The organism is Rhizobium ecuadorense (assembly GCF_001187535.1).
Lineage (GTDB): Bacteria > Pseudomonadota > Alphaproteobacteria > Rhizobiales > Rhizobiaceae > Rhizobium > Rhizobium ecuadorense.
On the sequence record NZ_LFIO01001780.1, the window covers coordinates 78,961 to 104,647 of the forward strand.

At 61.7% G+C, this 25,687-nt stretch carries 23 protein-coding genes; 10 read left to right on the forward strand and 13 right to left on the reverse strand.

Annotated elements, in window-relative coordinates; all coding sequences use genetic code 11:
* Positions 1 to 21: 21 nt before the first annotated feature.
* Together AF337_RS35745 and AF337_RS35750 are read right to left on the reverse strand one after the other, a co-directional pair.
* Positions 22 to 744 (reverse strand): response regulator transcription factor, encoded by a 723-nt coding sequence (locus tag AF337_RS35745; protein WP_049735793.1) that lies wholly within the window; start codon positions 742 to 744, stop codon positions 22 to 24.
* Positions 741 to 1,994: a GAF domain-containing sensor histidine kinase gene (locus tag AF337_RS35750; RefSeq protein WP_049735794.1), complete on the reverse strand. Its 1,254-nt coding sequence runs from the start codon at positions 1,992 to 1,994 to the stop codon at positions 741 to 743. Before AF337_RS35750 ends, AF337_RS35745 begins: the two co-directional genes overlap by 4 nt.
* Positions 1,995 to 2,273: 279 nt before the next feature.
* Here AF337_RS35750 and AF337_RS35755 point away from each other — a divergent pair, with 279 nt between their 5' ends.
* The 8 genes from AF337_RS35755 (at position 2,274) to ligD (ending at position 11,670) form a co-directional block, all read left to right on the forward strand.
* Complete coding sequence (locus tag AF337_RS35755; protein ID WP_049735795.1) at positions 2,274 to 3,290, forward strand: ABC transporter substrate-binding protein; 1,017 nt, start codon at positions 2,274 to 2,276, stop codon at positions 3,288 to 3,290.
* A 71-nt stretch (positions 3,291 to 3,361) separates the two neighbouring features.
* Complete coding sequence (locus AF337_RS35760) at positions 3,362 to 4,813, forward strand: sugar ABC transporter ATP-binding protein (RefSeq protein WP_049735796.1); 1,452 nt, start codon at positions 3,362 to 3,364, stop codon at positions 4,811 to 4,813.
* Positions 4,810 to 5,757 carry an ABC transporter permease gene (locus tag AF337_RS35765; protein ID WP_049735797.1) on the forward strand — a complete coding sequence of 316 codons (948 nt, stop codon included), beginning with the start codon at positions 4,810 to 4,812 and terminating at the stop codon, positions 5,755 to 5,757. Before AF337_RS35760 ends, AF337_RS35765 begins: the two co-directional genes overlap by 4 nt.
* Complete coding sequence (locus AF337_RS35770; RefSeq protein ID WP_049735798.1) at positions 5,754 to 6,704, forward strand: ABC transporter permease; 951 nt, start codon at positions 5,754 to 5,756, stop codon at positions 6,702 to 6,704. Before AF337_RS35765 ends, AF337_RS35770 begins: the two co-directional genes overlap by 4 nt.
* Positions 6,705 to 6,718: 14 nt before the next feature.
* Positions 6,719 to 7,633, forward strand: a complete 915-nt coding sequence (locus AF337_RS35775; protein WP_049735799.1) for an SMP-30/gluconolactonase/LRE family protein — start codon at positions 6,719 to 6,721, stop codon at positions 7,631 to 7,633.
* 252 nt (positions 7,634 to 7,885) lie between these two features.
* Positions 7,886 to 9,070, forward strand: a complete 1,185-nt coding sequence (locus AF337_RS35780; RefSeq protein WP_049735800.1) for an MFS transporter — start codon at positions 7,886 to 7,888, stop codon at positions 9,068 to 9,070.
* Between the two features lie 206 nt (positions 9,071 to 9,276).
* A complete protein-coding gene (locus tag AF337_RS35785; RefSeq protein WP_049735849.1) occupies positions 9,277 to 10,482 on the forward strand; it encodes an MFS transporter in 1,206 nt (401 codons plus the stop codon).
* A gap of 132 nt (positions 10,483 to 10,614) precedes the next feature.
* Positions 10,615 to 11,670: a non-homologous end-joining DNA ligase gene (gene ligD, locus AF337_RS35790; protein WP_049735801.1), complete on the forward strand. Its 1,056-nt coding sequence runs from the start codon at positions 10,615 to 10,617 to the stop codon at positions 11,668 to 11,670.
* A 56-nt stretch (positions 11,671 to 11,726) separates the two neighbouring features.
* Here the strand turns inward: ligD and AF337_RS35795 are convergent, their stop codons facing one another.
* The 10 genes from AF337_RS35795 to AF337_RS35840 form a co-directional block, all read right to left on the reverse strand.
* The gene (locus AF337_RS35795) at positions 11,727 to 12,623 is read right to left on the reverse strand and encodes an amidohydrolase family protein (protein WP_049735802.1); all 897 of its coding nucleotides are present in this window, start codon (positions 12,621 to 12,623) and stop codon (positions 11,727 to 11,729) included.
* A 66-nt stretch (positions 12,624 to 12,689) separates the two neighbouring features.
* Entirely contained in the window at positions 12,690 to 13,667 is a 978-nt protein-coding gene (locus AF337_RS35800; RefSeq protein WP_049735850.1) for a substrate-binding domain-containing protein, read from the reverse strand.
* Positions 13,668 to 13,710: 43 nt separating this feature from the next.
* Complete coding sequence (locus AF337_RS35805) at positions 13,711 to 14,721, reverse strand: ABC transporter permease (protein WP_049735803.1); 1,011 nt, start codon at positions 14,719 to 14,721, stop codon at positions 13,711 to 13,713.
* Positions 14,718 to 16,220: a sugar ABC transporter ATP-binding protein gene (locus AF337_RS35810; protein ID WP_049735804.1), complete on the reverse strand. Its 1,503-nt coding sequence runs from the start codon at positions 16,218 to 16,220 to the stop codon at positions 14,718 to 14,720. The genes AF337_RS35805 and AF337_RS35810 overlap by 4 nt, the downstream gene beginning before the upstream one ends.
* Positions 16,221 to 16,231: 11 nt before the next feature.
* Positions 16,232 to 17,491: a TRAP transporter large permease subunit gene (locus AF337_RS35815; protein ID WP_049735805.1), complete on the reverse strand. Its 1,260-nt coding sequence runs from the start codon at positions 17,489 to 17,491 to the stop codon at positions 16,232 to 16,234.
* Positions 17,488 to 18,018, reverse strand: a complete 531-nt coding sequence (locus tag AF337_RS35820; RefSeq protein ID WP_049735806.1) for a TRAP transporter small permease — start codon at positions 18,016 to 18,018, stop codon at positions 17,488 to 17,490. The genes AF337_RS35815 and AF337_RS35820 overlap by 4 nt, the downstream gene beginning before the upstream one ends.
* A 23-nt stretch (positions 18,019 to 18,041) precedes the next feature.
* Positions 18,042 to 19,049, reverse strand: coding sequence for a TRAP transporter substrate-binding protein (locus AF337_RS35825; protein WP_049735851.1), 1,008 nt, complete (start codon positions 19,047 to 19,049; stop codon positions 18,042 to 18,044).
* Positions 19,050 to 19,113: 64 nt separating this feature from the next.
* A complete protein-coding gene (locus AF337_RS35830) occupies positions 19,114 to 20,151 on the reverse strand; it encodes a transketolase family protein (RefSeq protein ID WP_049735807.1) in 1,038 nt (345 codons plus the stop codon).
* Positions 20,148 to 20,987 carry a transketolase gene (locus tag AF337_RS35835; RefSeq protein WP_049735808.1) on the reverse strand — a complete coding sequence of 280 codons (840 nt, stop codon included), beginning with the start codon at positions 20,985 to 20,987 and terminating at the stop codon, positions 20,148 to 20,150. The genes AF337_RS35830 and AF337_RS35835 overlap by 4 nt, the downstream gene beginning before the upstream one ends.
* Before the next feature lie 40 nt (positions 20,988 to 21,027).
* A complete protein-coding gene (locus AF337_RS35840; protein ID WP_049735809.1) occupies positions 21,028 to 21,789 on the reverse strand; it encodes an SDR family NAD(P)-dependent oxidoreductase in 762 nt (253 codons plus the stop codon).
* A 140-nt stretch (positions 21,790 to 21,929) separates the two neighbouring features.
* On the opposite strand from AF337_RS35840, the gene AF337_RS35845 reads away from it, so the two are divergent.
* Together AF337_RS35845 and AF337_RS35850 are read left to right on the forward strand one after the other, a co-directional pair.
* On the forward strand, positions 21,930 to 22,805 hold the full coding sequence (locus AF337_RS35845) for a LysR substrate-binding domain-containing protein (RefSeq protein ID WP_049735810.1): 876 nt from the start codon (positions 21,930 to 21,932) through the stop codon (positions 22,803 to 22,805).
* 499 nt (positions 22,806 to 23,304) lie between these two features.
* Entirely contained in the window at positions 23,305 to 25,350 is a 2,046-nt protein-coding gene (locus AF337_RS35850; RefSeq protein ID WP_049735811.1) for an SPFH domain-containing protein, read from the forward strand.
* Positions 25,351 to 25,393: 43 nt separating this feature from the next.
* Here the strand turns inward: AF337_RS35850 and AF337_RS35855 are convergent, their stop codons facing one another.
* Complete coding sequence (locus AF337_RS35855; RefSeq protein WP_049735812.1) at positions 25,394 to 25,675, reverse strand: hypothetical protein; 282 nt, start codon at positions 25,673 to 25,675, stop codon at positions 25,394 to 25,396.
* Between the last annotated feature and the right edge of the window lie 12 nt (positions 25,676 to 25,687).

Here is a 25,687-nt window from a genome sequence, read left to right on the forward strand (position 1 = left end):
AAGCCTTCCATCCGCTCCGGACTACTTTCCGTCGAGCCACTCCTGCAGCTCCGCTTCGGCCCGCTCCAGAGCGCTGTAGTTCAGCAGCTTGCGCAGGAAAGCCACCGTGACGGCGCGGGCGCGGAGATTGAAGCGGCCGTCCTCGTGGTCGTCGCCGGCGCTCTGGTAGACGTCGAGCTTGTCGTAGAGCTGCTGCAGGCGGTTCTGTACGCTGCGCAGCGACAGGCCCCGGCGTTTGGCGATCGCTCGGTCGGTGAGGCCGAGCGCGATATCGACGAGGATTTCGTATTCGGAATCGGTAAAGCCGTTGGTCTGGCCGAGGCTCTTCTGCTGCAGGCCGCGCACCTCGCGGTCGATGACGCATTGGCTCTCGATGAAGATCGAGCGCAGCGCCAGCTTCAGCCGCTCATCGGAGGCGGATTTCAGCACATAGCCGTAGGCCGCGCCATCCGGGACGATGCGCGAGACGCCACGCACATAGGCCTCATCAGAATAGTTCGACCAGAACAGGATGCGGGTCTCCGGCCGCTCCTTCCAGATGGTGCGCGCCGCCTCGATGCCGTTGCGGTTCGCCATCTGCAGGTCCATGACGATATGCGCCGACTTGTGGTCGCGGGCGAGCTTCTCGCCGGCCGTGCCGTTCTCGGCCTCGATCACCGTATCGCATTCCGGCAGAGCGGCGTTGACCGCCTCGTGCAGATAGGAGCGGTGCAGCGGGTCGTCCTCGACAATCAGAACCTTCATCGTGTCTCTCCTCGGTCCGGCCCGCTCGCCGGGTTGTGCGGGCCAAGCGGCAGGACGACGCGCACCACGGTGCCGCGATTGTTGTGGCCGGGCCCGGTGGTGAAGCGCGCCGAAATCAGCCGCGCACGGGTCTTCATATTATCGATGCCGCCGCCGATCCGGCCGCGTGCCTTGGCGAGCCCGCTCCCGTCGTCGAAGATTTCGATCGACAGCCGCTCCTCGTCGGCCTCGAGCCGCACCGTCACAGTGAGCGGTGCGGCATGGCGCACCGCATTGTTGATCGCCTCCTGGGCAATGCGGAACAGCGCGACGCTGACGGTCGGTTCCAGCCGCTCCAATGCGCCATGCGTCTCGTCGACCAGACCCCATTCGATGGCCGATCCGGTGTCGCGGGTCGACCGGTCGAGATGATGCTCGATCGCCTGCGCGAGACCGAAGAGCTGAAGCACGGAAGGCTTGGCCTGTTCGATGATCTGCCGCAGATCCTGCATGCAATGCTGTAGGGAACGGGAGACCGGCTCCAGCGCCTCGGGCGTCACCTCGCCGTTGCGCGACAGCCGATCGATCCGGCGGGCAAGCCGCGTCAGGTCGGCGAGCGTCTGGTCGTGCAGATCCATGCCGATCCGCTGTCGTTCCTGCTCCAGCGCCTCGGTCAGCTTCAGCGCGCCTTGCCGCAGCCCCTCCTCGCGGGCGCGGGCCTCCGCCTCGACAATGGCCGAGCGCTGCGCCTGCTCGGCAGCCCGCAGCGCGAAGAAATAGGGCGTCAGCAGGTCGGCGATGATGCGGGCGCGTTCGATATCCTCCATCGTATAGACACCCGCCGTTCGCGACGAGCAGGAGAGCGCCGCGATGATCGTGCCCTGCACCTTCATCGGCACATGCAGGCGGCTCCGCAGCGACTCCTCGACGATCGGCCGCTTGAAGGCGCCCTCGAAGTGGAAACGCTGGTCCGTCATGGCGTCGTCCGCCAGCAGGAAATCCACCTCGCCCCAGAGCAGCGAGCGGATCGGGCTGTTGACCACGGGCGCGCCGGCAAGGTCGCCCCAGGCGGTCTCGATGCCCGTCTCATAGGCCGTGTGATAGTTGCCCCCCTCGAGCAGCACGCAGACATCGAGATGGTCGTGCGGGATGATATGGGCGACCTCGGCCGCAACCGAACGGATGGCCGAGCGGAAGTCGAGCTGGCCCGCGAGCAGCCGGGAAATCCCGAGATAGTGGTCGAACATGGCTGCGGGTGCGCGATGCAGCATGGTGGTTCCTCCCCGAGACGGCAGCAGGCTCCTCAACCCGCAGCGCGCCCTTCGCAGTAAGCGCCCGCGGAAGCGCCGCCGTCTTGCGTAAACCCGCAGCTAATTGCGCAAAACCCGCAAACGACTTGCTGCCTTGCCCCTGTACAGGCCGGTCGATCTCCCGCATCCTGCCCTTACTGAGAGGAGGAAGCTCAGTGCAAGAACAATTTTCACTCGGGCCCATTTTGGGCACGCAGGAGTGAACGATCCGCCGACCGGCGCGATCAGAGGGAGGAAGACATGACAATTCGTAAGATGCTTCTGGCATCGGCCGCTATTGCTTGCGCCGCGATGCCCGTTTCCGCCTTTGCCGACACGTCGGCCAAGAAAATCGCCCTTTCCAACAATTATGCCGGCAACTCCTGGCGCCAGGCCATGCTGACGAGCTGGGGCAAAGTCACAGGCGAGGCCGTCAAGGCCGGCGTCGTTGCCGCAGCCGACCCTTTTACCACCGCCGAGAACCAGGCGACGGAGCAGGCGGCGCAGATCCAGAACATGATCCTTCAGGGTTATGACGCCATCGTGCTGAACGCCGCCTCGCCGACGGCGCTGAATGGCGCGGTCAAGGAAGCCTGCGACGCCGGCATCACCGTCGTTTCCTTCGACGGCATCGTCACCGAACCCTGCGCCTGGCGCATCGCCGTCAATTTCAAGGAAATGGGGCGCAGCGAAGTCGAGTATTTGTCGAAGAAAATCCCCGAAGGTGGCAATCTTCTGGAGATCCGCGGGCTTGCCGGGGTCTTCGTCGACGATGAGATTTCGGCGGGTATCCACGACGGCGTCAAGCAGTTCCCGCAGTTCAAGGTTGTCGGCTCCGTCCACGGGGACTGGGCGCAGGACGTGGCGCAGAAGGCTGTTGCCGGTGTCCTGCCGAGCCTCCCCGACATCGTCGGCGTAGTGACGCAGGGCGGCGACGGTTATGGCGCCGCACAGGCGATTGCCGCCACCGACCGCAAGATGCCGATCATCATCATGGGCAATCGCGAAGACGAGTTGAAGTGGTGGAAGGAGCAGAAGGACGCCAAGAGCTACGAGACCATGTCCGTCTCCATCGCACCTGGAGTTTCGACGCTCGCTTTCTGGGTCGCCCAGCAGATCCTCGACGGCAAGCAAGTCAAGAAGGATCTCGTCGTGCCCTTCCTGCGCATCGACCAGGACAATCTCGAAACCAACCTCGCCAATACCCAGGCCGGCGGCGTCGCCAATGTGGAATACACGCAGGCTGACGCTATCAAGGTTATCGAGTCTGCAAAGTAATCTCCCGGTGACTGCCGCGCGGCCGCAAATGGCCGCGCGGCATTCTTTGTGAAGCAGATGTGGCGGGCAGGATGAATGAGGTTTTGAACGCGGTGATCGCCGTCGAGGGCGCCAAGGTGAGCTTCGGCGCGGTCAGGGCGCTCGACGGCGTCACGCTCCGCGTCATGCCGGGCGAATGTGTCGGGCTGGTCGGCCACAATGGCGCCGGCAAATCCACGATCGTCAGCGTCATCAACGGCGGCCTCACTCCGCATGAAGGCAGTGTGGCAAGCGACGGCGAGCGGCTGGAGCGTTATGGCATCAACGCGGCGCGCGCCCGCGGCGTGCGCTGCGTCTTCCAGGAGCTTTCGCTCTGCCCCAATCTTTCCATCGTCGAGAACACACGCATCATGCACCGCCATCTCGGCGGCTTCGGCTGGCGCGGGCGCGCCGCTGGAATCATCGAAAAGAGCCTCGATGCCGTCTTTCCCGGTCATGGCATCGACAGCAGCCGGGCCGTCGGCGATCTTTCGATCGCCGAGCGGCAGATGGTCGAGATTGCAATGGCCTTTTCCGACGCCGGCGTTGCGCCGCGGCTTGTCATTCTCGACGAGCCGACCTCGTCGCTCGACGCAAGCCTTGCCCGCCAGATGCTCGATCATGTCCGCCGCTTCGTCGCCGCCGGCGGCTCCGTCATCTTCATCTCGCACATCCTGCACGAGATCCTCGAAACCTCCGACCGCATTGTCGTCATGAAGGACGGCCGCGTCGTCGCCGAACGTCCGGCTGATGGATTCGACCATCACGGCCTGGTGGAAGCGATGGGCACTGTCGCCAAGGAGGAGACCGGGCAGCGCGCGGCGCGCGAACAATCCACCGCGCCGCTCATTCTGTCCCATCAGACGAAGGGCCTTCCCTTCACGGCCCGCAAGGGTGAGATCATCGCACTGGCGGGACTGGCCGGCCACGGACAGACCGAACTGCTGCTCGCCCTGCATGCCGCCCAGTCCGGCAACTGGCTGCCTGAGCGCAATCCGCTCGTCACCTTCGTCGCCGGCGACCGCCGCCTCAACGGCGTCTTCGAACTGTGGAGCATCCTGCGCAATTTCTCAATCGCCTCGCTCGGTGACCTCACCCGGCGAGGCCTTATCCTCGCCGGCGAAGAGCAGACCAAGGGCGCCGACTGGAAGCGGCGGATCGAGATCCGCACGCCCGATATGGCCAACCGCATCCTGTCACTTTCCGGCGGCAACCAGCAGAAGGTGCTGTTCGCCCGGGCGCTTTCAACGCGCGCGCCCGTTGTCCTAATGGACGATCCGATGCGCGGCGTCGACGTCGGCACCAAGCAGGAGGTCTACACCATCATCCGCGAGGAAGCGGCGCGCGGCCGCACCTTCATCTGGTATTCCACCGAAATGGACGAGGTCCGCCTCTGCGACCGCGTCTACGTCTTCCGCGAAGGCCGCATCACCGCCGAACTCGCCGGCGACGCCGTCAACGAGACGAATATCATCGCTGCCTCCTTCGAAGGGGTCGCCGCATGACGTTCCGGCTGTCGTCCGACGCCTTGCGTCTTGCCATCCCCGCCTTGTCGCTGACATTGCTGCTTGCCGCCGTCTTCTGGCTGCAGCCGCGCGCCATGAGCTATGTCGGGCTCAACCTGCTGTTCAATCTGGCGGTGCCGATCGCACTTGCGACGATCGCCCAGATGCTGGTGATGGCGGTCAATGATCTCGATCTGTCGATGGGCACCTTCGTCAGCTTCGTCGCCTGCGTCACCGCGACCTTTCTGCGCGATGCTCCCCTGATCGGCATGCTGATCCTTGCCGGTGCGATCGCCACCTATGCGGGCCTCGGCGTCGTCATCCATCTGCGCAACCTGCCGTCGATCGTCGTCACCCTCGGCATGAGCTTCGTCTGGGGCGGCCTTGCCGTGCTGCTGCTGCCGGCGCCGGGCGGCCAGGCGCCGGATTGGGTGCGCTGGCTGATGACCGTCAAGCCGCCGCTGGCGCCGATGGCGATCGTTGCCAGCATCGCCATCGCCGCGATCGCCCATCTCCTCGTCATGCGCTCCTCGCTGGGGGTGCTGATCCGCGGCATCGGCGGCAACCAGCGCTCGGTCGAGCGCGCCGGCTGGTCGATCGTCGCGGCGCGCGCCTGCGCCTACGGTCTTGCCGGACTGTTCGCGGTGCTTGCCGGCATCGCCCTCGTCGGCCTGACGACCTCGGCCGATGCCAATATCGCGCTGCGCTATACGCTGCTGTCGATCGCCGGCGTCATCCTCGGCGGCGGCGAATTCATCGGCGGCCGCGTCTCCCCTGTCGGCGCCGTCATCGGCGCGCTGACGCTGACGCTCGCCGGTTCGTTCCTGTCCTTTCTGCGCATCTCGCCGGACTGGCAGATCGGCGCACAGGGCGCGATCCTGATCATCGTGCTCGCGCTCCGCTTGATGCTGAACCGCCTGGAGAAGCGGGAGAAACGCCGATGACCCCGCTCCTCAGACTTTTCGGCAAACCCTGGATCTGGTCGTGGCTTGCCGCCTTCATCGTCTGGTTCCTGACGATCATGGTGACGCTCGGGGCGAGCACACTCGGCCTGTCGCAGGCGGCGCTGACCTTCGCCGCCTTCTCGGTCATCGTCGGCATCGGCCAGATGTTCGTCATCACGCTGGGTCCCGGCAACATCGACCTCTCGGTTCCCGCCACCATGACGCTTGCCGGCACGGTGGCGCTGAAGCTGATGAATGTCGAAAACGGCATGATCCTGCCCGGCCTTCTCATTGCCGTCGTCCTCGGCCTGGTCGTCGGCCTCGGCAATTATGCGCTGATCAAGGCGCTGCGCATTCCGCCGATCATCGCCACGCTGTCGATGAGCTTCATCGTGCAGTCCGCGGCGATCTGGACGAACCGGGGATTGCGCATCAAGCCCCCGGCCATGCTTGCGGAGTTCACCACGTCGAACACGCTCGGCGTACCGAATGTGGCGATCGTCGCGCTCCTCATCTCGCTGCTTGCCTGGTTCCTGCTCGAGAAGACGATCTACGGGCGCTGGATCTCGGCGATCGGCCAAAGCATGCCGGCCGCGCGCATGGCCGGCATTCCGGTCGACGGCACGCGCTTCGTCACCTATCTATTTTGCGCCGTGCTCGCCTCGGTCGCAGGCTATCTGCTCGCCTGTTTCTCCGGCGGCGCGGCGCTCAACATGGGCTCGGAATATCTGCTGATGTCGATCGCCGTCGTCGTGATCGGCGGCACAGCCGTCGCCGGCGGCGATTCCAACGTGCCGGGCATCTGGGGCGCGTCGCTCTTCATGTTCCTGGTCGTCTCCATGCTCAACACTTACGGGGTCGGCGCCGGCATCCGCCTTATCATGACCGGCCTCATCATCATCAGCGTCATCATGCTTGCCGGCGGCCGCCGGGCCGGCATGCGATAAACGGAAAGACCGCCATGGCCGAGGCCAGCATCTACGAAATTCACGACCCGCGCTTCCGGCAACTGATCGTGACGAGCGCCGGCCTCGACGAACTCCATTCCGGCTGCCGCTGGGCGGAGGGTCCCGTCTGGTTCAACGATGCGAACCAGCTTCTGTGGAGCGACATTCCCAATCAGCGCATGCTGCGATGGACGCCGGAGAGCGGCGTCTCCGTCTATCGGCAACCCTCGAACTTCGCCAACGGCCACACGCGCGACCGGCAGGGACGGCTGATCTCCTGCGAACATGGCATGCGCCGCGTCACGCGTACCGAGGTCGACGGCTTAATCACCGTGCTCGCCGATCGTTTCGAAGGCGCCAGGCTCAATTCGCCGAACGACGTGGTGGTGAAATCCGACGGCACGATCTGGTTCACCGACCCCACCTACGGCATCATGTCGGATTATGAAGGCTATCGCGCCGTGCCGGAACAGCCGACCCGCAACGTCTACCGGCTTGATCCGGCGACCGGGGGGCTGGCAGCTGTCGCCACCGATTTCATCCAGCCGAACGGCCTTGCCTTCTCCCCCGACGAGACAATTCTTTACGTGGCGGATTCGGCTGCAAGCCATGATGAAAGCCTGCCACGCCATATAAGGGCTTTCGACGTGGCCGACGGCAACAGGCTTGCGAATGGCCGCGTCTTCTGCCTGATCGACAGCGGCATTCCGGACGGCATCCGCACCGACGTGAACGGAAACCTCTGGTCGAGTGCTGGTGATGGCGTGCATTGCTTCGATCCGGCCGGCAAACTGATCGGCAAGATCCGCGTGCCGCAAACCGTCGCCAACCTCACCTTCGGTGGTCCCAAGCGCAACCGGCTGTTCATTGCGGCGACGCGTTCGATCTATTCGGTCTATGTCGCCGTCAGCGGTGCTCAAATGCCGTGAGAGCGTGATTCTGCTCGGCGTCTCGCTATCGTCGCTGGAGCGGCGGGCGGCTGGAACGGAGCCGCAGTTGCGGTTGGCGCTTTAGACCGCCAGCATCGGCTAGGCAGAAGGGCCCGCATACGCCGGTCCCTAAGATCGCTTGCTCCGTCGCATCTCCTCAGAAAAAAGTTTTGATCTCCGCCCCTGTGAGTTAGACATCACAAATCCGAAAGCGCGCGTTCGGCTTCGAGCGTCAATTCCCGGAGTTGCATCATGAAAATCGCGCCGCAGCAGCGGATCTATGTCTGCTTCTTTCTCTTCGCCGTGTCGCTGGGGGCGCTGTTGTCGAGGATGCCGGATTTGCAGGTTGCGCTTGGCGTCGACAAGTCGGAGCTTGGGTTGACGTTGATCGGGGCTGCGATCGGCGCCTTGATTTCGTTGACTTTGTCTTCGCCCGTGATCGCCCGGCTTGGCGCGCGGACGACGGCATTCATTACTGTTCTCGGCACGTCGGCACTGCTGTCGCTGGTGCCGTGGATTGGTGCGGCGCCGGTCGTGTTCTGTGTGCTTTTCGTCGAGGGGATGCTCGCCGGGGCGCTGGAGATCAATCTCAATGTCGAGATTGATCGCATCGAAGCACAGTTAGGACGCGGCGTGATGAACAGGGCGCATGGTTTCTGGAGCCTCGGCTTCTTCGTCACGGCGCTTGTCTCCTCAGTCGTTCGCCAAGCTGGTATTTCGATGCAACTCCATCTCGCCGTGACCTTTGCCGCGGTGCTTGTGCTCGGCGTCTGGGCGATTTCAGGCATGCGCAATGCGCCCGCGCGGTCCCCGTTGAATGAAGGCAAGGCGCCACTGGTGGCGCTTCCCACCCGGAGCCTCATGCCGCTCTGCGTGATCGGCATCGCGGCCTTTCTCGTCGAAGGTGCAGGGATCGACTGGTCGGCGATCTATATGCGCGACGTGTTTTCAGTCGAGCCCTTCATTGGCGGACTAGGATTGACGCTCTTTACTTTCTGCATGGCACTGGCGCGCCTGTTCGTCGATCCGCTGGTCGATCGGTTTGGCCCGCGGGCCGTCGCCACGATGTTGCTTGTCCTTTCGGCGATCGGCATTTGCGCCGTCTGGGGCGCTCCACATGCCTATGTGGCACTGGCGGGCTTTGCCTTGATGGGCGCCGGCTGCAGCGCGGTCTATCCTCTCGCCGTCTCGGCGGCGGCCCAGCGCACAGATCGCGCGGCGCATCTCAACGTCGCCGCCCTTGGCCAGATGACCTTCGTCGTCTTCTTCCTGGCGCCGCCGCTGCTCGGTTTCATTGCCGAACACGCGGGCATCAGGACATCCTATCTCGTCTGCCTTCCGTTGATCATCTACGCGCTCTTTTCGGTCAAGGCGCTTGCTCAGCGCCGGGCGGCCTGCGACGGCAGCGTTGCGAGCGTTCGGAGCGTCAACGGGTGATCGGTCGAGCTGGTTGTTTCGGCGGCTCGATCGGTTCAGCGAAAAGCATAGGCGAGCACGCCGTAGCGCGTGCTCGGCGCTCCCTTAACTTGTATAGGTTTTAGGCAGCCGGCGTCGCAGATCCGACAGTCCGCCGGCTGCCCATGCTAGATGATCATCGCGTCGAGCGGGAGCGCGAACATGGTTGCCAACAGAGGTCGATCATCATGACTAGCATGCGTATCCAGGATAACGTCCTCGTAGCCGTCATGATCGCCTGCGTCGGCACGTGTTACGGATTCGGCCTCAGCCTTTTTCCTCAGATCATTCCCGACATGCGGAAAGATCTTGCCTTCGACTATGCCTTCGTCGGCACGGTCACCGGCCTGGTGCAGTTTTCCACAGTCGCATTCGCCGTGCTCGCCACCTGGCTCGTCCATCGCATCGGCGCCGCACGGACGGTGGTGGCGTCCGTGTCGCTCTGCGGGCTCTGCCTGTCGAGCATCCCCATCAGCGACAATCTCTATGTGGTTGCCGGCCTGCTGATGATCGCCGGCGCGACTGGCGCATCGACTTTCGTGCCGATGATTAATCTTGCCTCGCGGGTGGTAAGAGCAGAACAGCGCGGCTTTGCCATGAGCCTGATCTCCAGCGCCCCGGCCTTTGGCGTCCTCATCAACAGCGCACTCGTGGCGGCATACGCCGGAAGTGGTCACTGGCAGATGGTCTGGTTCCTCACAGGCGCGGCCACGATCGCACTGGCCGTTGTCACCCACATTCTCTTCGGGCGGGCCGGCCTCTTCGACAGCGGGACAAGTCACGAAACGCTGGCGCCAACTGCCGGCGGTTCAGCAAGCCTGCGCTCCATCATGCCATGGGTGACGCTGATCTTCGTGCTCGGCTTCATCAACGGCCTGATGCCATATCCCTATCTCACCTATCTCTCGCCGTTCCTGCGCGAGGAACTCGGCTACTCCGTCGGCTTTGCCTCATGGCTCTGGGCAACGATCGGGGCGGTGGGGATCAGCGCAGGCTTCGCCATTGGCACAATATCGTCCCGTCTCGGATCGCGCTATGCCATGCTGACCTGTTACTCAAGCTTCCTCGCCGCCGGCGCCCTCTTCGTCCTCGATCCCTCGATGGAACTCTCGATCCTGTCCGGCATCTTCTTTTCGCTGGGCTTCTATCCGATCTATGGCTTGCTGCCGGCCTACGTTTCACATCGCGCCACGCCCCGCGTCGCGGTGACTGTCTTAGGCATCTGCACCGTGTTCCAAGGCATCGGCGGCACGACAGGGAATTTCTTTGGCGGCGTGATCAAGACATCGACGGAGAGTTTCAGCGGCATCTATCTCGCCGTTGCAGTTACGGCCGCCGTCGCCGCGGCGATGACGATCTCGCTGCCGAAGGACCAGAGTGTGCAGGCCGTGTAGCGTCTGCGGCGCCAGGCTATGGTTCTTGCCGAAATACTCGCCGGACCTAAATCCGATTGAGCAGAGTGGGAAAGGCGACATCGTGTTTGGAGAAGAGCCTGAAAACCAGTCCGGGAAGGACAGACAACGATCATGACGCGCTCGCGCCGCCCCTCATTGCCATTCCTCAACGAGTCCAACGCGACGCTGCAGTCTCGTCCGATCCGCAAGCGCGATCCCGACCAGCCAAGCCTTCCCTTCGATCCGATGCCGGCACGGGTCGAGCCCTGCCTGGCGCTGTTGAAACCCAGCGTGCCGATCGGGCCGGATTGGCTCTACGAGGCGAAGTGGGATGGCTACCGGCTGGCGGTCCACATCGAGCCGAAGGGCGTTCGTGTCATCACCCGCGGCGGCCATGACTGGACGCACCGCTTTCCCACCATCGCCGCGGCCGCCAAGGAACTTGGCGTGACCACCGCCATACTGGACGGGGAAGCGGTGGTTCTCGACGAGCACGGCCGATCGGATTTCGGCGCGCTGCAACGTTCGCTCGGCGGTCGCGGTGGCAAGCGGGCTTCGAGCGAGTCCATTCTCTACGCCTTCGACCTTTTGTATCTTGACGGGCATGACCTCACCGGCACCGAGCTTGCCGTGCGCCGTCACCTTCTTGAAGACCTGATACCGGAAGGCGGCAATCGGACGATCCGCTTTTCCGAAGAAATAGAACTGCCTCCGGAAGAGCTGCTAGAGCACGCCTGCCACCATCATATGGAAGGCATCATCGCCAAGCATCGCGACCGGCCCTACGGCAGTGGCCGCACGGGCGACTGGCTGAAGATCAAGTGCGTTGAGAGCGAGAGCTTCATGATCGTCGGTTACGAACAATCGGCAGCCGCCCGCGGCGGCATCGGCAGCCTGCTGCTCGCCGGCAAGAAGGGTTTCGACTGGATTTCCGTGGGCTCGGTCGGAACTGGTTTCAGCGCCAGCGAAGCCGAGCACCTGAAAAAGACGCTCGACCGGTTAAAGACGAACCGGTCGGCCGTTGCCCTGAAGGGCAAACGCTACGTCTTCGTCCAGCCGACCCTTATCGCCGAGATCGAGTTTCGCGGCTGGACCGATGACGGCAGCCTCCGTCACGCCTCGTATAAGGGGCTGCGCGAAGTTCAGGACAACGCGGCCGTGTTCGATATGAGCGGCTTCGGAAGCTGAGGGATCACGATCGTCAGTTCAGGAATCCGTCTGCAAATCTACGTCCGGCGGGCTCGTTACAGTCTATAAAATTTCTCCGCGTTGTCATGAAACAGCATTTCGCGCTCGCTTCGAGAGCAATCTTTTGTAATGGACTTGAACGCATCCATGATCTTGTCGTAGCTGCCGAACAGCTTGTCGACCGGGAAATTGGAGGCGAACATGCAGCGATCAACGCCGAAAGCAGCTATTGCCTCCTCCACATAGGGCCGGATGCTCTGCGTCGTCCAAGTCCAATCGCCCATGCCGAGGCCGGAGATTTTGCACGCCACGTTGGGCGCCTGCGCGAGCCGCCGCATGCCCCTCCGCCATCCTTCGAAATGGCTGGCGCCGTCGACCTGCATCCCCGTATGGTTCAGGATGATCTGCACGTCGGCGAAGTCGCGCGCCAAATCAAGGAATTCCTCCATCTGCCAGTAATAGAGCTGGAGGTCGAAGCTGAGGCCCCCCCTGCGGGCAAGTTCCCTGAAGCCCCTGCGCCATTCCGGCGTCCGACTGACGTTCGGTTCGGTAAGATAAGTCTTTGCCGGGTCGGTATGGAAGTTCATCGACTGCCGAATGCCGCGGAAGTTCGCGTATGACATGTGCTCGTCGAGAAGATCGCCGACGTCCGGTTTTCGGAAATCGGCATACCCGACGATCCCGTGGGGGAAACCATGTTTGTCGGCCACGTCTTGCAACCAGCGCGTCTCGCCGGCCGGATCCTTTGGATCGTAACCGACGTCGAGATGGACGGCTTTCCGAAGGTTCTGGTTTTTTGCGTCAGCGAGAAAATCCTCGATCAGGTAGGTCTTGTTGATGTCGGTATAGTCGCCGAAGGCGGATGGTTTCACGCCATCCGACAGCCACGGATAGTAGTTGTTGTCGAGGTCCCAAAGATGGAAATGCGGATCGATGATCGGTAGGTCGTCCATGCCTGCTGCCCCTGATAAGATCACGGATGAAGGACGCCGGAGATTGCCGCCGGCGCCCGTGCCGATTTAGTTGGCCGGCGGAAACACCCGCGCGATGACTGCCTTTGCATCCGCAGTATCGACCTTGTCCGCCGTAACCAGGGGCATGACGAGAGCGAGATCCTTCTTGACCGGAGTGCCGGAGATCGCGTTGAAGACCTGTTGCGTGCCGTCGATCCCCTGCCCGACGGCCTCCTGGAAGAAGATGCCCTGAATGGCATTCGACTTCAAAAGCGCGATCGTCGTTGGGCTGCCATCCGCCACAGCGATGCCGACTTTGCCTGTCAGTCCACGGGTCTGGAGAACTTTGGCCGCACCGGTCCCCGCTTCGTCATACATCCCATAGATGGCCTTGATGTCCGGATGCGCGGTGAGCATGTCGTTCGCCTGCGTGACAGCTTCGTTCACAGTCAGGCCGCGAGTCTCCAGCATCTGGGCGAGATCGCATCCGCTCGACTTGAAGGCCTCCTCGGCGCCCTTGAGGTATTTCTGCGCATTCTCGCGGTCCTGCGGAAGCGAGAGCATGCCGACCTGGTTGCCACCACGATCCTTGGCGAGCTTGCAGACGAATTCGCCCTGCGCCTTGCCGGTTTCGTAGTTGTTCGCCGTGACCGACGACGTGTAGTCGGTCTGGCCGGGCTGCGGACCGATTCCGGCAAATGCGATCGGGATGTTCTGTGATTTCAGATAGGCCAGAAGCGGCGGCGTGCTGGTCGAACTGACGGGTCCGATCACGATGGCGTCGACGCCCTTCGTCACAGCCGTGCGGGCATTGTCCATCTGTTTTGCGGGCGAGTTTTCGGATGTGTACTCGACGTAATCCATGCCGAGTTCTTTTGCTTTCTCTTTCACCCCGTAGCCAACCCACTGCCAGTAGGAGATATCGAGCGACGGTGCGAGATATGCCACCGTCTTTTTCTCCTGCGCCTGCGCGGACACAGCCAGAGCCAGGGTGGCGATGGCGACGCCCGTCATCAGCCCGAGCCGCTGTTTCAAATTTCTCATTTTCATTCCTCCTCCAATGGACCGGCGACATGCCGGGTTACGGTCAAACGGCCCCCCGCCGTGACTTGCTGAAGCGGTCGATCAGGACCGCGATGAGAATGGCAACGCCGGTCACTGATCCTTGCCAGAAACTGTTGATGCCGATGAGATTGACGCCGTTCTGAATGACCGTGATCATCAGCGCGCCGAGCACGGCGCCGACCGCGGTCCCTGTGCCTCCAAGGAGACTTGCTCCGCCGATGACGACTGCCGCGATAGCCTGCAGCATCAGGCTGGAGCCGGCAGTCGACTCTGCGTTCAGGATGTAGGAGATCGTCAGAAGCCCTGAGGAGGACGCGAGCAGCGAAGAGGCGACATATGCCATGAACTTCGTACGCTTGACTGGAATACCAAGGAGGTAGGCAGCCGTGGAACTGCTGCCGACCGCGTAGAACCATCGGCCGGCGACCATCTTCTTGAGGAAGAGCTCGATCGCGACCAGAAGGATCACACAGAACAGGATGTAGTTCGGCATGCCAGGAATCATGCTGCCGCTGTTCAGCAACCAGAAATCGGGGTCTTCGATCGGCATCGAGCGTCCGTTCGTGACGATGAAGGCGAGTGATCCGGCGACCGCGAACGTGATCAGCGTGACGACGAAAGGCGCCAGCCCAACGATCGTGACGAGGAGCCCGTTGATGGATCCGAATAGCAAGCCGACACACAGGCCGATGAGGCCCGCCGAGACGCCGCCGAACCCATGCGCCATTGCCTGCGCGGTCACCATGCCGGTCAGCGAGAAGACCGATCCGACCGAAAGGTCGATACCGCCAGTGACGACGACCAGAAGGACGCCCAGCGACATGATGATGAGCGGCGCGCCGGCCTGGGTGATGTTGGCGAAGTTGCCCCAAGTCAGAGCCTGAGGAACCTGGGAGCCTACCGCAAGCGCCAGCAGAATGATCGCGACAGCAATGGCGATTTCCGTTCGATATGCGCTGAAGGGGCTTTCCGTCCGCTTGATTTCCGGTGTCGACGCCTCCGTCGGAGCAATCTGTGTCTCAGTCCTGGTCATGCTGCCATTCCCGTCAATGTAACGAGTTTCTCTTCGCTGAAGTCGTCCCGTTCCAGCACGCCCGCGCACCGCCCTTCGGTATCGAATGCGACCACCCGGTCGCACACTTCCAGCAGTTCGACGTTTTCCGTGGACCACCACACGATCACGGTGCCACTGGCGGCCATCTGCCTGATGAGTTGGTAGATTTCACGCTTTGTTCCGATATCCACCCCCCTTGTCGGCTCCTCTAGGACAAGCAGGCGCGAGGGAACGTTTAGCCAGCGTGCAAGCAGCAGCTTCTGCTGCGTCCCGCCACTCAGCGTGCTGGGCAGGTCCCAGACCGACGCCGCCTTGACCTTCAAGGCTTTCAGAAGATCCAGGCACTCGGCTCCTTCGGAGCCGCCGGCGATGGCGGTACCCCGGACGATGCGGCGGGAAGCCATAACGTTGTCGATGATGGGCAGGCTGTGAAGAATGCCCTTGTGAGACCGGTCGCCCGTGACGAATCCGGCGCCCAGACGCGCGGCGTTCCTTGGTGACCGAAGCCGATCCGGCCATCCGGCGTGCGCAACGGTCCACCTTTTCGTCCGGGCCGCGCCGGTCAGGCTTTGGATGAGTGCCGCCGGGCCGGCGGGGGCTCCGGCCACTCCGATAATGGTGCCCGGTAGCAGCTCCAGCTTGAAGCCCGCTTCCGCTATGCTGATACGGTCAGTTCCCAGCGTAGCGCTGAATTTCGCAGCCGATGGTGGCGCCCGCTCGGCCGCGTGAGAGGCCGCTACCTGCCCCATCTTTTCGATGATGCCGACGTCCGTGAGCTGATCCATCGGTTGCCGGTCGACCACGGTCCGTCCGTCGCGGATGATCGTGCAGACATTCGCAATCTGCCTGATTTCCTTCATCCGGTGAGACACGAACACTACAGACAGACCGTTTTCGCGGGTGAGCCGGCGCAGGACCGCAAATAGTCTTTCGGTTTCCAGCGCGGTGAGGTTGGCCGTCGGCTCGTCGAGCAGGATCAGTTCCGCGCCCGACGAGAGCGCCCTGGCGATCTCGACCATCTGACCTTCGTGGAGGCTCAAGCTGCCGACCAGCCTGTGCAGCGACGTCGCGGCGAAGTCCTGATCGATCATGCGCAGAGCATCGAAGGCCTGTCGCGCGGCGACCGTGCGCCGGAACAGACGAGCTCCCTTCCTGTGGTGCGGCAGGGCGATGTTCTCCGCGACGGTCAGATGGGGCAGAAGCGCGAGCTCCTGGTGCACGACGGCAACCTTCGCTCTGCCCGCGCTTTCGCTCCGCTCCGTACCCGTGCTGTCGAAGAAGCGGATTTCGCCGTCGTTCTTCGACGCTGCGCCGGTGATGATCCTGATCATCGTGGACTTGCCGGCTCCGTTGCCGCCGAGCAGAGCATGGACTTCTCCACGCGCCACCGAAAAATCGACGCCTTTGAGGACCGATGTCGCACCGTAGGATTTCGTAAGTCCCCGCACGGCGATGACATGTCTTGGAGTATCGCTCATCGATCGGCCCCTCAGTAGATCGTCAGGGCGGGCACGAAGCTCACCGCCAGCAGAAGAAGCATCGCCATGCCGAAATATGGCCAAAGCTCGTTGGTCGTCTTTCCAAGAGGCGCCTTTGCAATGGAAGACGAGATGAACAGCGTCGTACCGATGGGCGGCGTATAGAGTCCGATCCCCAGATTGATCACCATCATCAGGCCGAGTTGGACGCGGTCGAGACCGATCGTGTCGGCGAGAGGCACGAAGATAGGGCCGAGCAGCAGGATCGCAGGCGGCATATCGAGCGGCATGCCGACGACCAGCATGATGACGTTCATCATAAGAATGATGACGATCGGGCTGGAGATGTGGGCGGAAACCCACTCGGCCATGTGCTGCGGCGCCTGATCGAACGTCAGCACCCAACCAACTGCCGCGCTCCCCATGATCACAAGCATGACCACTCCAGTCGCGACGCCTGCCTCGACCATGTTCTCGCAGAAGCGCTTCCAGGTCAGGTCACGGTAGAAGAGGATGCTGAGCAGCAGCGAGTAGACCACCGACAGAACCGAGACCTCGGTCGGCGTCGCAAGGCCAAAGCGCAGAAAGACGATGATCAGGATCGGCAGCAGAATGGCGGGAAAGCTTTGCAGTGCCAGTCGGGCAAGCTCACGCTTACGCACCTTGACGGCCTGCACTTGGTAGCCTCGCCTCACGGAAATATACCAGCATACGAACATGAAGCTCGCCGCCATGATCAGGCCTGGGACGATGCCCGAGATGAAAAGGTCGCCGACGCTGACGCCGCTGATCAGGGCGTAGAGGATCATCGGGATCGACGGGGGTATCAGGACGTCGATCACCGCGGAGGTCGCGTTGTTGGCGGCGCAGAGAGCCGGAGGAAAACCGTGCTTCTTCTGCCACGGGATGAGGACGGATCCCAGCGCGCTCGCGTTCGCCACGGCGGAGCCGGAGACGCCGCCAAACACGACCGAAGATACGACCGTCGTCGAAAGCGGGCCGCCTCTCCAGCGCTGCATCGCACGAGAAGCCAGTTCCAGTAACTGACGCCCGAGTTCGCCGCCAAGCATCAGCGTGCCGGCAAGCATGAAGAATGGCAGCGCCAGCATCGGGAAGGACTGGGTCTGGTCGTAGACCTGTTGCGCCACCACGGACAGAGGGACGTAGCCGTTGAAGAGCACTCCGAGACCCGCCGCGATGATCAGCCCGTAGCCGACAGGGACCGCGAGGACCATGAGAATGCAGAAGGAAACAATCATGACGAGGGTCATAGCGCGATCTCCTCCGGCTTTATCTCAAGCCGATATTCCCAGCCCAGTCGGAGAACGCGGGCGGTCGCAGCGATAGTGACGATGGAAACGAGCACCGCGCCGATCGACAGCGAGTAGTATCCGATGCTGTTCGGGAGTTGCAGAACGGCGCTGTGTTCCGCGCCGGCGATTTCGGCCACCACCGTCGCCTGGTAGGCGAGGACAAGGAATGCCGCGACGCTGATCGCGTTTGCGACGATCAAGGCCGTCGTCCGCGCACGACCATCGAGCTTGTCGTACAGCCATTCGACCGCCATATGGCCGCCGGCGTGAGCCGCTATCACGATCCCCGCAATGATGAACCAAGGGAATATCAGCATGGGCAGCTCTTGTGCGAACGAGAGGCCGCCGCTCGCCGAGACGTAGCGAATGGCAACGTTGGCCGTGGTGACTATCGTCAGCGCGATACCGCTGACGATAATGACCAGACGCGAAAATACGACGATGATATCGGCAAACGCATCGACGCCTGAATATACCCTGTTCATGAGGCCTCCGGCTCGTAAGAGGGTTAGCCCCTCGCTGCAGCTTCCACCTGGGCGACGAAATCGCCGAAAGGCTTCTTCTTCCAAGTGTCCGCCACCGATGCGGTTGCCTTCGCGAAAGCACCATGATCGACTTCGACAACTTCGACCGCGGAGTTCTTCTTGAAGTTCGCGAGCACTTCGGCAGCCTTCTGGCTCGAGAGCTTCCGCTGCAGATCACCGGCCTCTTTCGCCGCCGCCTTGACGGCCTCGAGATCGCCGCCAAGTCGCGCCTGAGCGATCTTCGACATCAGGAACGGCGTCGATTCCCACTTATGGGCGGTCAGGCTGATATATTTGTTGACCTCATGAAGCTTGGAGCTCTCGATATTGGCGAGTGGATTTTCCTGGCCATCCACTACGCCCTGCTGGAGGGCGATGTAGAGCTCGCCGAATGCGATCTGCTCGGTGCCCGCTCCGAGCGCCTGGAAGATGTCGATCGTCATGGGATCAGCTGGCGTTCGGATCTTCATGCCCGCCAGGTCCGACGGTGCGGCAACCTTTCGCTTCGAATTGGTGAGATGACGGATCCCATTGTCCCACCAATCCAGCGGCACCACGCCGACAGCTTCAAAGCGCTTGTTCAGCTCTTCACCCACAGGTCCATTGAGCACGACCATCGCCCTGTCCGTGTTCTTGAACAGGAATGGCAAGCCGAGCGCGTTCAGTTCCGGAACGATGGCCGAGGTGGCGCCCTGGCTGTTGGCGGTAAAGTCGAGCGCACCTGTGCGAAGGCTGGTCAGCATCGCGGAGTCGCTGCCAAGTGTCTCCGCCCCCGCGACGTTGATCTGGATACGGCCTTCGGTCTTCTCCTTGACAAGTTGGGCAAATTTATCGGCCGCGACAGTTCTCGGATTTCCCGGCGCTGCCCCATGGCCGAGCGTCAGCGTTGTCGCGGCCGCGCTTGCCGACCGGCTGGACAACACAAGCGCAGGAGCGGCCAAAGCAGCGGCGGCACTCGCCAGGAAAAATCGTCTGTTTATCTGCAAGCTCATCTTATCCTCCATCGTAAGCTTGGTTGAAAAATTGACCCGCTCTCCTCCACGGGTCGCCGGCGCTTTAGGTCGAAAGCCAGCCCTTGACCGCTTCCGCGACCTTTCCGGTCGAAAGGCCGTATTGGTCGTGAAGGGTGGGCAATGCGCCCGCATCCAGAAACTGGTCCGGCAGCCCGATCTGACGAAAGGCCGGCGGCGCGGCACCGGCGCGCAGCAGCGTGCCGGCGACAGCCTCGCCGAGGCCTCCGATCACGGTGTGGTTCTCCGCGACGACCACCAGGCGGCCGCCTTTGCGGGTTTCTCTGATGATTGCTTCCTCATCGAGAGGTTTGATCGTCGGCACGTGCAGTACGGCCGCGTCCACGCCGTCCCTCTGGAGTTGCTTGGCGGCTTCCAGTGCGCGCATCGTCATGAGGCCGGAGGAAATGATCAGTGTGTCACGACCGTCGCGGATCAGCTTTGCCTTCCCGATCTCGAATTTATAACCATATTCCTCGAGGACGACCGGTACGTTGCCACGAAGCAGCCGCATGTAGACGGGACCCTTATGAGCTGCGATCGCGGGAACCGCCTGCTCGATCTCACTCGCATCGCACGGATCGATGATCGTCAGGTTCGGCATCCCCCGGAACATCGCGAGATCTTCCGTTGCCTGGTGGCTCGGCCCGTAGCCGGTGGTTAACCCCGGAAGGGCGCAGACGATCTTCACGTCGAGCATTTCTTCGGCGATGGCGAGGCATATGAAATCATAAGCCCGCCGTGATGCAAAAACGGCGTATGTCGTAACCCAGGGCTGGAACCCTTCGCGCGCCATGCCGGCTGCCGACATCATGAGGAGCTGTTCAGCCATTCCCATCTGGTAGAAGCGGTCCGGGTGGGCGGCGCGAAAGACGTGCAGGTCGGTATATTTCGCCAGGTCGGCAGACATGCCGACAACCCGATCGTCCTTCCGGGCGAGTGCGGCGAGCGCATTGCCGAACGGTGCTGCTCTGGTCGGCTGATCTAGTCCCGCGATCGATGCTATCATCGCCGAGGTCGTCAGACGAGGTTTGTCGCGGCCATTTTCCAAATGCGTCGGGCGGATGTATTTCGAACGTCTCATGCTTCCACTCCCGCATCGATGATCCTGATGGCTTCCGCCCATTCGTGAGGCTCGACCCGCAGGAAGTGGTTTCGATCGCGTGCCTCGAGGAATGGCACACCCTTCGCCATCTTCGTGTCGCAGATGATGATGCGGGGCTTTGCTTCATTGTGGTTGCGAGCCGCGTCGAAAGCCTCCACCAATGCTTCGATATTGTTGCCGTCGACGCGCTGGACGAACCAGCCGAAGGCCTCGAACTTCGCTCCCAATGGCTCAAAATTCAGCACGCCGATTGACGGCCCGTCGGCCTGCATCTGATTGACGTCCACGATACCGATCAGGTTGTCGAGCTTGTAGGATCCCGCCGACATCGCAGCTTCCCAGGTCGATCCCTCGTCGAGTTCTCCATCAGAGAAAAGGTTATAGACGAAGGATTTTGATTTTTTCCGCTTCAGGGCGAGCGCCATGCCGACGGCGATGCCGAGGCCATGTCCCAGCGAGCCGCCGGTGATCTCCATCCCTGGCGTGTAGGCCGCCATCCCCGACATCGGCAGACGGCTGTCGTCCGTGCCGTAGGTTTCAAGCTCGTCTTCGGGAACGATCTTAGCCTCGATCAGCGCCGCGTAGAGGGCGATCGCGTAATGTCCGATCGAGAGAAGGAACCGGTCGCGGCCCTCCCATTCGGGATCCTCCGGACGATAGGTGGTCGCATGGAAATAGGAAACCGCGAGCACGTCGGCGACGCCGAGCGCCTGCGCGATATAGCCTTGTCCCTGTACCTCGCCCATGCGAAGCGCATGACGCCTGATGCGTCTTGCACGCTCCGTCAAGCTGATGTTGTGCCCCATCGGGTTCATGGTCGGGTATTCTCCTCCTGGAATCGCTGTTCGGCAGGCCTCAATGGATCAGCATGCCGCCATTGACGTCGATTACGGCGCCGGTGACGTAGGCCGAAAGGTCCGAGGCGAGGAACAGATAGATGTTTGCGACATCCGTCGCTTCGCCGAGCCTGCTCAAAGGAATGCCCTTGATAATGTCGGCACGCATCTGGTCGGTCAGCTTGCCACCGGTGATATCGGTCTGGATAAGACCCGGCGTGACCGAGTTGACCCGAATGCCGGCCGGGCCGAATTCACGTGCCATCGCCTTTGCCAGACCGAGAACACCGGCCTTGGCGGCCGAATAGTGCGGACCACCGAATATGCCGCCGCCGCGCTGAGCGGACACCGACGACATGCAAGCAATCGACCCGCCGCCATTGTCGCGCATGTGAGGAATGAAAGCCTGGCTGAGGAAGAGAACGCCCGTCATGTTTACGGCTACTATGCGCTCCCAGTCGGCCGCAGTGATATCGAGTGTCGTGACGGGCTGCGTGATGCCGGCATTGTTGATGAGGACATTTACCGAACCAAATGTCTCGATCACCTTCGCCGCCGCATCTCCGCAGGACGATCTGTCTGCGACATCGCAGCGAAGCCCTATGTGAGAGCCGGCTTCGACGCCCGGAAGTGCCGATGCAGCATCGGCCGCAGCATCCGCATCGATGTCGACAATTGCAATCCGAGCACCATGCTCGGCGAAGAGCTGGGCGGTGGCACGACCAATGCCGCGTCTGCTCGCCGCGCCCGATATGACCGCGGTCTTCCCATTCAATAGCATGTAATCTCCTCCCGATGCATCCCGAGCATCTGGCAAATCAAAGGCAAGCCAATTGGCTTTGCGAGGTCAAACTGACGAAGTTGTTGGAGATCGACAAACGCGAAGTTTACACCGGTGGGTGAATATGCTTCACTAATCGAATGTTACAAATGGCATCACTCTCCGCTCTCCGTATCTTCGAGGCTGCCGCCAGGCTCGCCTCGTTCCGTGCTGCCGCCGAGGAACTTCATCTGTCGCCAAGCGCCGTGAGCCACGCGATTTCGAAGCTGGAGCGCGAATTGGGAACGTCGCTGTTCGAGCGGAGTACCCGCAAGGTCACATTGACATTGGCCGGACAGACCTTGCTGGGCCATGCCTCGAACGCATTCGAGGAACTGCGACGCGGTGTTGAGATGATTTCATCGAACAAAGCGCATCTTCTTCGCGTCCACTGCGCTCCCAGTTACGCAGCCCAGGTCCTATCTCCCCGCTTGCCGGACTTTCTGCGGCAGAACCCAGGCGTCGAGGTGCGGGTGGCAGCCAGCACCACATACGCCCGCTTTGTTGACGGGTTGTTCGATGTCGATATCGTGTACGGAGAACCACAAAATCGTGAGGACTTGATCGTCATTCCGCTTTTGGAAGAGGTCGTCTCGCCGATTTGTTCGCCGAACTTGGCCGGACAGTTGAAGTCGCCACGGGACCTTGCTCGCTTTCCGCTTATTCGAAGCGACCTCAAGCGGATCCAATGGATCGACTGGTTTGAGCTTAACAATCTTGGGCCGCCGCCAGCGCCAGCAATGAGCTTCGACAGAAGCTTTCTGGCACTGGACGCTGCCGCCAATGATCTAGGCGTGGCTCTCGAGTCGAACATCCTGGCGCGCCGGGACCTAGAGAACGGACGCCTTGTTCGGCCGTTCGCGAACTGCCGCGATAACAGATATATCGGGCACTATCTCGCTTATCCGAAAACCGGCGTTCAGCGCCGTCTGGCGAAGCATTTTGCCGACTGGCTTACAGAGATCTCCGTGAACTAAAGTCGCCTTGATAGGAAACGAACTGCAGGCCGAAAATCGAATACCAAGGTTTGAAGTGCCTTTCAAAGGCTGAAACGGGAACGTCAAGAGCCGGTGCGTACCGAAAGATCTGAGCGGTTTTCGAAGAACGTTGCGCTCCAACTATTTTATTTTAGAGTTAAATAGATCAGTAGAATTGAATGCTCGAAATATCGAAATCGTTGGAAGGACTTGCCTGATTTCCGCATCGAGCATCTTTAAACCTCAAGGCGCAATCCTTACGTCCTGCATCGTCATGTCTATCAAGGTGACACCGATGTAAGATCACTCACGACCACGCCGCCCCTCATCGGGGACTCGGGACGCGCGGTCGTTTTTTCCAGACAATGAGCAGCCCAAACGTTCGATACACAATTAGGTGCGTCGAACGAACAGGCGCGCCATCTCCCCGTCTTATCAACCAGCACCAGCCGGGCGGCTATCGGGTGGAACGAACCCGTGCGCCCATACGAGAGAAAAGATGGAAACCTTACAATATCTAAGCCCGATGGGATGGAAGGCGATTGAAATCGCCGTTACGCTCATCGTGCTGGCAGCCCTGTTCCGGTGGAGCGGCGTGATCCGCTATATCCCGAACGACAGGCTCGGCATTCTCGAAAAGCTGTGGAGCTTTCGCGGCTCCGTCGATAATGGCTTCATTGCGCTCTATGGCGAGGCCGGCTTCCAGCCGGAAGTCGTGCGCGGCGGCCTGCATTTCTTCATGCCGTTCCAGTATTCGATGCATCGCGCCAATCTCGTGACCATTCCGCAGGGCCAGATCGGCTATGTCTTCGCCCGCGATGGCGAGCCGTTGCCGCCGACCCAGACGCTTGCCTCGAATGTCGACGCCGATGATTTTCAGGACGTGCGCGGCTTTCTGACAAAGGGCGGCCAGAAGGGGCCGCAGCGCAAGATCCTGCGCGAAGGCACCTATGCCATCAATCTGGCGCAGTTCATCGTGCTGACCGCCCAATCGACCTACTCCGTCAACCTGAACACGGGGGAACAAAGACTGTTTGCCGACATGTCCACCTTGATCACCGAGCGGAACGGTTTCGAGCCCGTCGTCATTCATGACGCCCAGGACCTGATCGGTGTCGTCACCATCCATGACGGTCCGGCGCTGCCGGATGGCGAGATCATCGCGCCGACCGTTGCCAACAACCCAAAGGACCCGAACTTCCACAATAATTTCCAGGATCCGGAGAAATTTCTCAATGCCGGCGGTTATCGCGGCCGGCAATTGCAGGTGCTTGCCGACGGCAGTTATTTCCTCAACCGCATCTTTGCGACCGTCGAACTTGTGGAGAAGACGATCATCGAGGTCGGCACGGTGGGTGTCGTCGTCTCTTATACCGGCCGGCGAAGCGCGGATATTTCAGGCCAGTCCTATCGCCATGGCGAGCTGGTCGAGACGGGCGCACGCGGTGTCTGGTCGACGCCGCTTCTGCCGGGCAAATATGCGTTCAACACCTATGCCGGCAATATCATCATCGTGCCGACCACCAACTTCGTGCTCAAATGGACGAAGGAACAGTTCGGCGAGCACAGGCTGGACGAGAATCTTTCCGAAGTGTCGCTGATCACCAAGGATGCGTTCGAACCGGTGCTGCCGCTCTCGGTCGTCGTGCATATCGACTATATGAAGGCGCCTCTCGTCGTACAGCGTTTTGGGGATATCAAACGGCTGGTCGAACAGACGCTCGATCCGATGGTCTCGGCCTATTTCAAGAATATTGCCCAGACAAAGACTCTGATCGAACTGCTGCAGGAGCGCAGCGAAATCCAGCGCAAATCCGGCGACGAAATGCGCGAGAAGTTTAACTCTTACAGTCTCGAACTGCAGGAAGTGCTGATCGGCACGCCGCGGGCCAGCAACGGCCAGAACAGCATAGAGCAGATCCTGATCCAGCTGCGCGAGCGCCAGATCGCCGTTGAAAAGGTCGAGACCTATAAATTGCAGGAGGCGGCGGCGATCCAGGAGCGCACATTGCGCGAAAAGGAAGCGCTCGCCGAACAGCAGGCCAAGATCACGACATCGGCGCTCACCATCGAGATCAGCGAGAACGAAGGCAAGGCGCAACTCGCCCGCACCCGCCAGCAGGCGGAAACCATTCAGGTGACCGCCAAGGCCGAAGCGGAAAAGGTGCGGCTCGCCGGCCTGGGTGAGGCCGACCGGATCAAGTCGATCGCACTTGCCGATGCCGAGCGCATCAAGGCGACCGGTTTGGCCGATGCCCAGAAGGTGCGCGCCGTCGGTCTGGCGGAAGCAGAGGCGACCGAAAAGAAGGTCGCGGCCTTCGGTGGGCCGGATTATCAGCTCCACTCGCAGGTGCTGATGCGCTTCGCCGAGGCGATCGAAAATGGCAGGCTGCCGCTGGTGCCGCAGATCCAGGTCGGCGGCGCCGGCGGCGAAAAGGGCGCCGCCAATGGGCTTGTGGAAATGATGCTGTCGATGCTGGTCGCCGATCGGCTTGGACGGCCGGCTTCACCGGCTGCGGTGCCAGCGCCGCTCGAGCAGCAGTGATTACGGACGGGCCGGCTCTGCCGGCCCGATTTTGCGCATGGCGCTAATGCTTCATTCCGCTTGGTTTTACCCTGCTGGAGAATTGGTGGACGAGCATGATACCCTGCTCGAGAAGCAGCTCGGCCGCCCGCAGGTCGCGCGGCGCAAGCTCCCCCGATAATCCCCGGATCGTGTTGGCGATGCAGATGGAGTTGGCGACGAAGCGGGCGTCGCCCGCGTCTTCGGCCTCCTCGGCGGTTGCCTCCAGGGCGTCGGCGACGGTGTCGAGCAGGCTCGACCGCTCGATAAGTGTCATGTCGTTGAGGGTTTTCGATATGCCGTTCATGATTGTCTCCTC

What these genes read in the sequence shown, in the direction of transcription:
- AF337_RS35745 (WP_049735793.1), bottom strand. Translation starts at nt 744, where the DNA reads ATGAAGGTTCTGATTGTCGAGGACGACCCGCTGCACCGCTCCTATCTG.
- AF337_RS35750 (WP_049735794.1), bottom strand. Translation starts at nt 1,994, where the DNA reads ATGCTGCATCGCGCACCCGCAGCCATGTTCGACCACTATCTCGGGATT.
- AF337_RS35755 (WP_049735795.1), top strand. Translation starts at nt 2,274, where the DNA reads ATGACAATTCGTAAGATGCTTCTGGCATCGGCCGCTATTGCTTGCGCC.
- AF337_RS35760 (WP_049735796.1), top strand. Translation starts at nt 3,362, where the DNA reads ATGAATGAGGTTTTGAACGCGGTGATCGCCGTCGAGGGCGCCAAGGTG.
- AF337_RS35765 (WP_049735797.1), top strand. Translation starts at nt 4,810, where the DNA reads ATGACGTTCCGGCTGTCGTCCGACGCCTTGCGTCTTGCCATCCCCGCC.
- AF337_RS35770 (WP_049735798.1), top strand. Translation starts at nt 5,754, where the DNA reads ATGACCCCGCTCCTCAGACTTTTCGGCAAACCCTGGATCTGGTCGTGG.
- AF337_RS35775 (WP_049735799.1), top strand. Translation starts at nt 6,719, where the DNA reads ATGGCCGAGGCCAGCATCTACGAAATTCACGACCCGCGCTTCCGGCAA.
- AF337_RS35780 (WP_049735800.1), top strand. Translation starts at nt 7,886, where the DNA reads ATGAAAATCGCGCCGCAGCAGCGGATCTATGTCTGCTTCTTTCTCTTC.
- AF337_RS35785 (WP_049735849.1), top strand. Translation starts at nt 9,277, where the DNA reads ATGACTAGCATGCGTATCCAGGATAACGTCCTCGTAGCCGTCATGATC.
- ligD (WP_049735801.1), top strand. Translation starts at nt 10,615, where the DNA reads ATGACGCGCTCGCGCCGCCCCTCATTGCCATTCCTCAACGAGTCCAAC.
- AF337_RS35795 (WP_049735802.1), bottom strand. Translation starts at nt 12,623, where the DNA reads ATGGACGACCTACCGATCATCGATCCGCATTTCCATCTTTGGGACCTC.
- AF337_RS35800 (WP_049735850.1), bottom strand. Translation starts at nt 13,667, where the DNA reads ATGAGAAATTTGAAACAGCGGCTCGGGCTGATGACGGGCGTCGCCATC.
- AF337_RS35805 (WP_049735803.1), bottom strand. Translation starts at nt 14,721, where the DNA reads ATGACCAGGACTGAGACACAGATTGCTCCGACGGAGGCGTCGACACCG.
- AF337_RS35810 (WP_049735804.1), bottom strand. Translation starts at nt 16,220, where the DNA reads ATGAGCGATACTCCAAGACATGTCATCGCCGTGCGGGGACTTACGAAA.
- AF337_RS35815 (WP_049735805.1), bottom strand. Translation starts at nt 17,491, where the DNA reads ATGACCCTCGTCATGATTGTTTCCTTCTGCATTCTCATGGTCCTCGCG.
- AF337_RS35820 (WP_049735806.1), bottom strand. Translation starts at nt 18,018, where the DNA reads ATGAACAGGGTATATTCAGGCGTCGATGCGTTTGCCGATATCATCGTC.
- AF337_RS35825 (WP_049735851.1), bottom strand. Translation starts at nt 19,049, where the DNA reads ATGAGCTTGCAGATAAACAGACGATTTTTCCTGGCGAGTGCCGCCGCT.
- AF337_RS35830 (WP_049735807.1), bottom strand. Translation starts at nt 20,151, where the DNA reads ATGAGACGTTCGAAATACATCCGCCCGACGCATTTGGAAAATGGCCGC.
- AF337_RS35835 (WP_049735808.1), bottom strand. Translation starts at nt 20,987, where the DNA reads ATGAACCCGATGGGGCACAACATCAGCTTGACGGAGCGTGCAAGACGC.
- AF337_RS35840 (WP_049735809.1), bottom strand. Translation starts at nt 21,789, where the DNA reads ATGCTATTGAATGGGAAGACCGCGGTCATATCGGGCGCGGCGAGCAGA.
- AF337_RS35845 (WP_049735810.1), top strand. Translation starts at nt 21,930, where the DNA reads ATGTTACAAATGGCATCACTCTCCGCTCTCCGTATCTTCGAGGCTGCC.
- AF337_RS35850 (WP_049735811.1), top strand. Translation starts at nt 23,305, where the DNA reads ATGGAAACCTTACAATATCTAAGCCCGATGGGATGGAAGGCGATTGAA.
- AF337_RS35855 (WP_049735812.1), bottom strand. Translation starts at nt 25,675, where the DNA reads ATGAACGGCATATCGAAAACCCTCAACGACATGACACTTATCGAGCGG.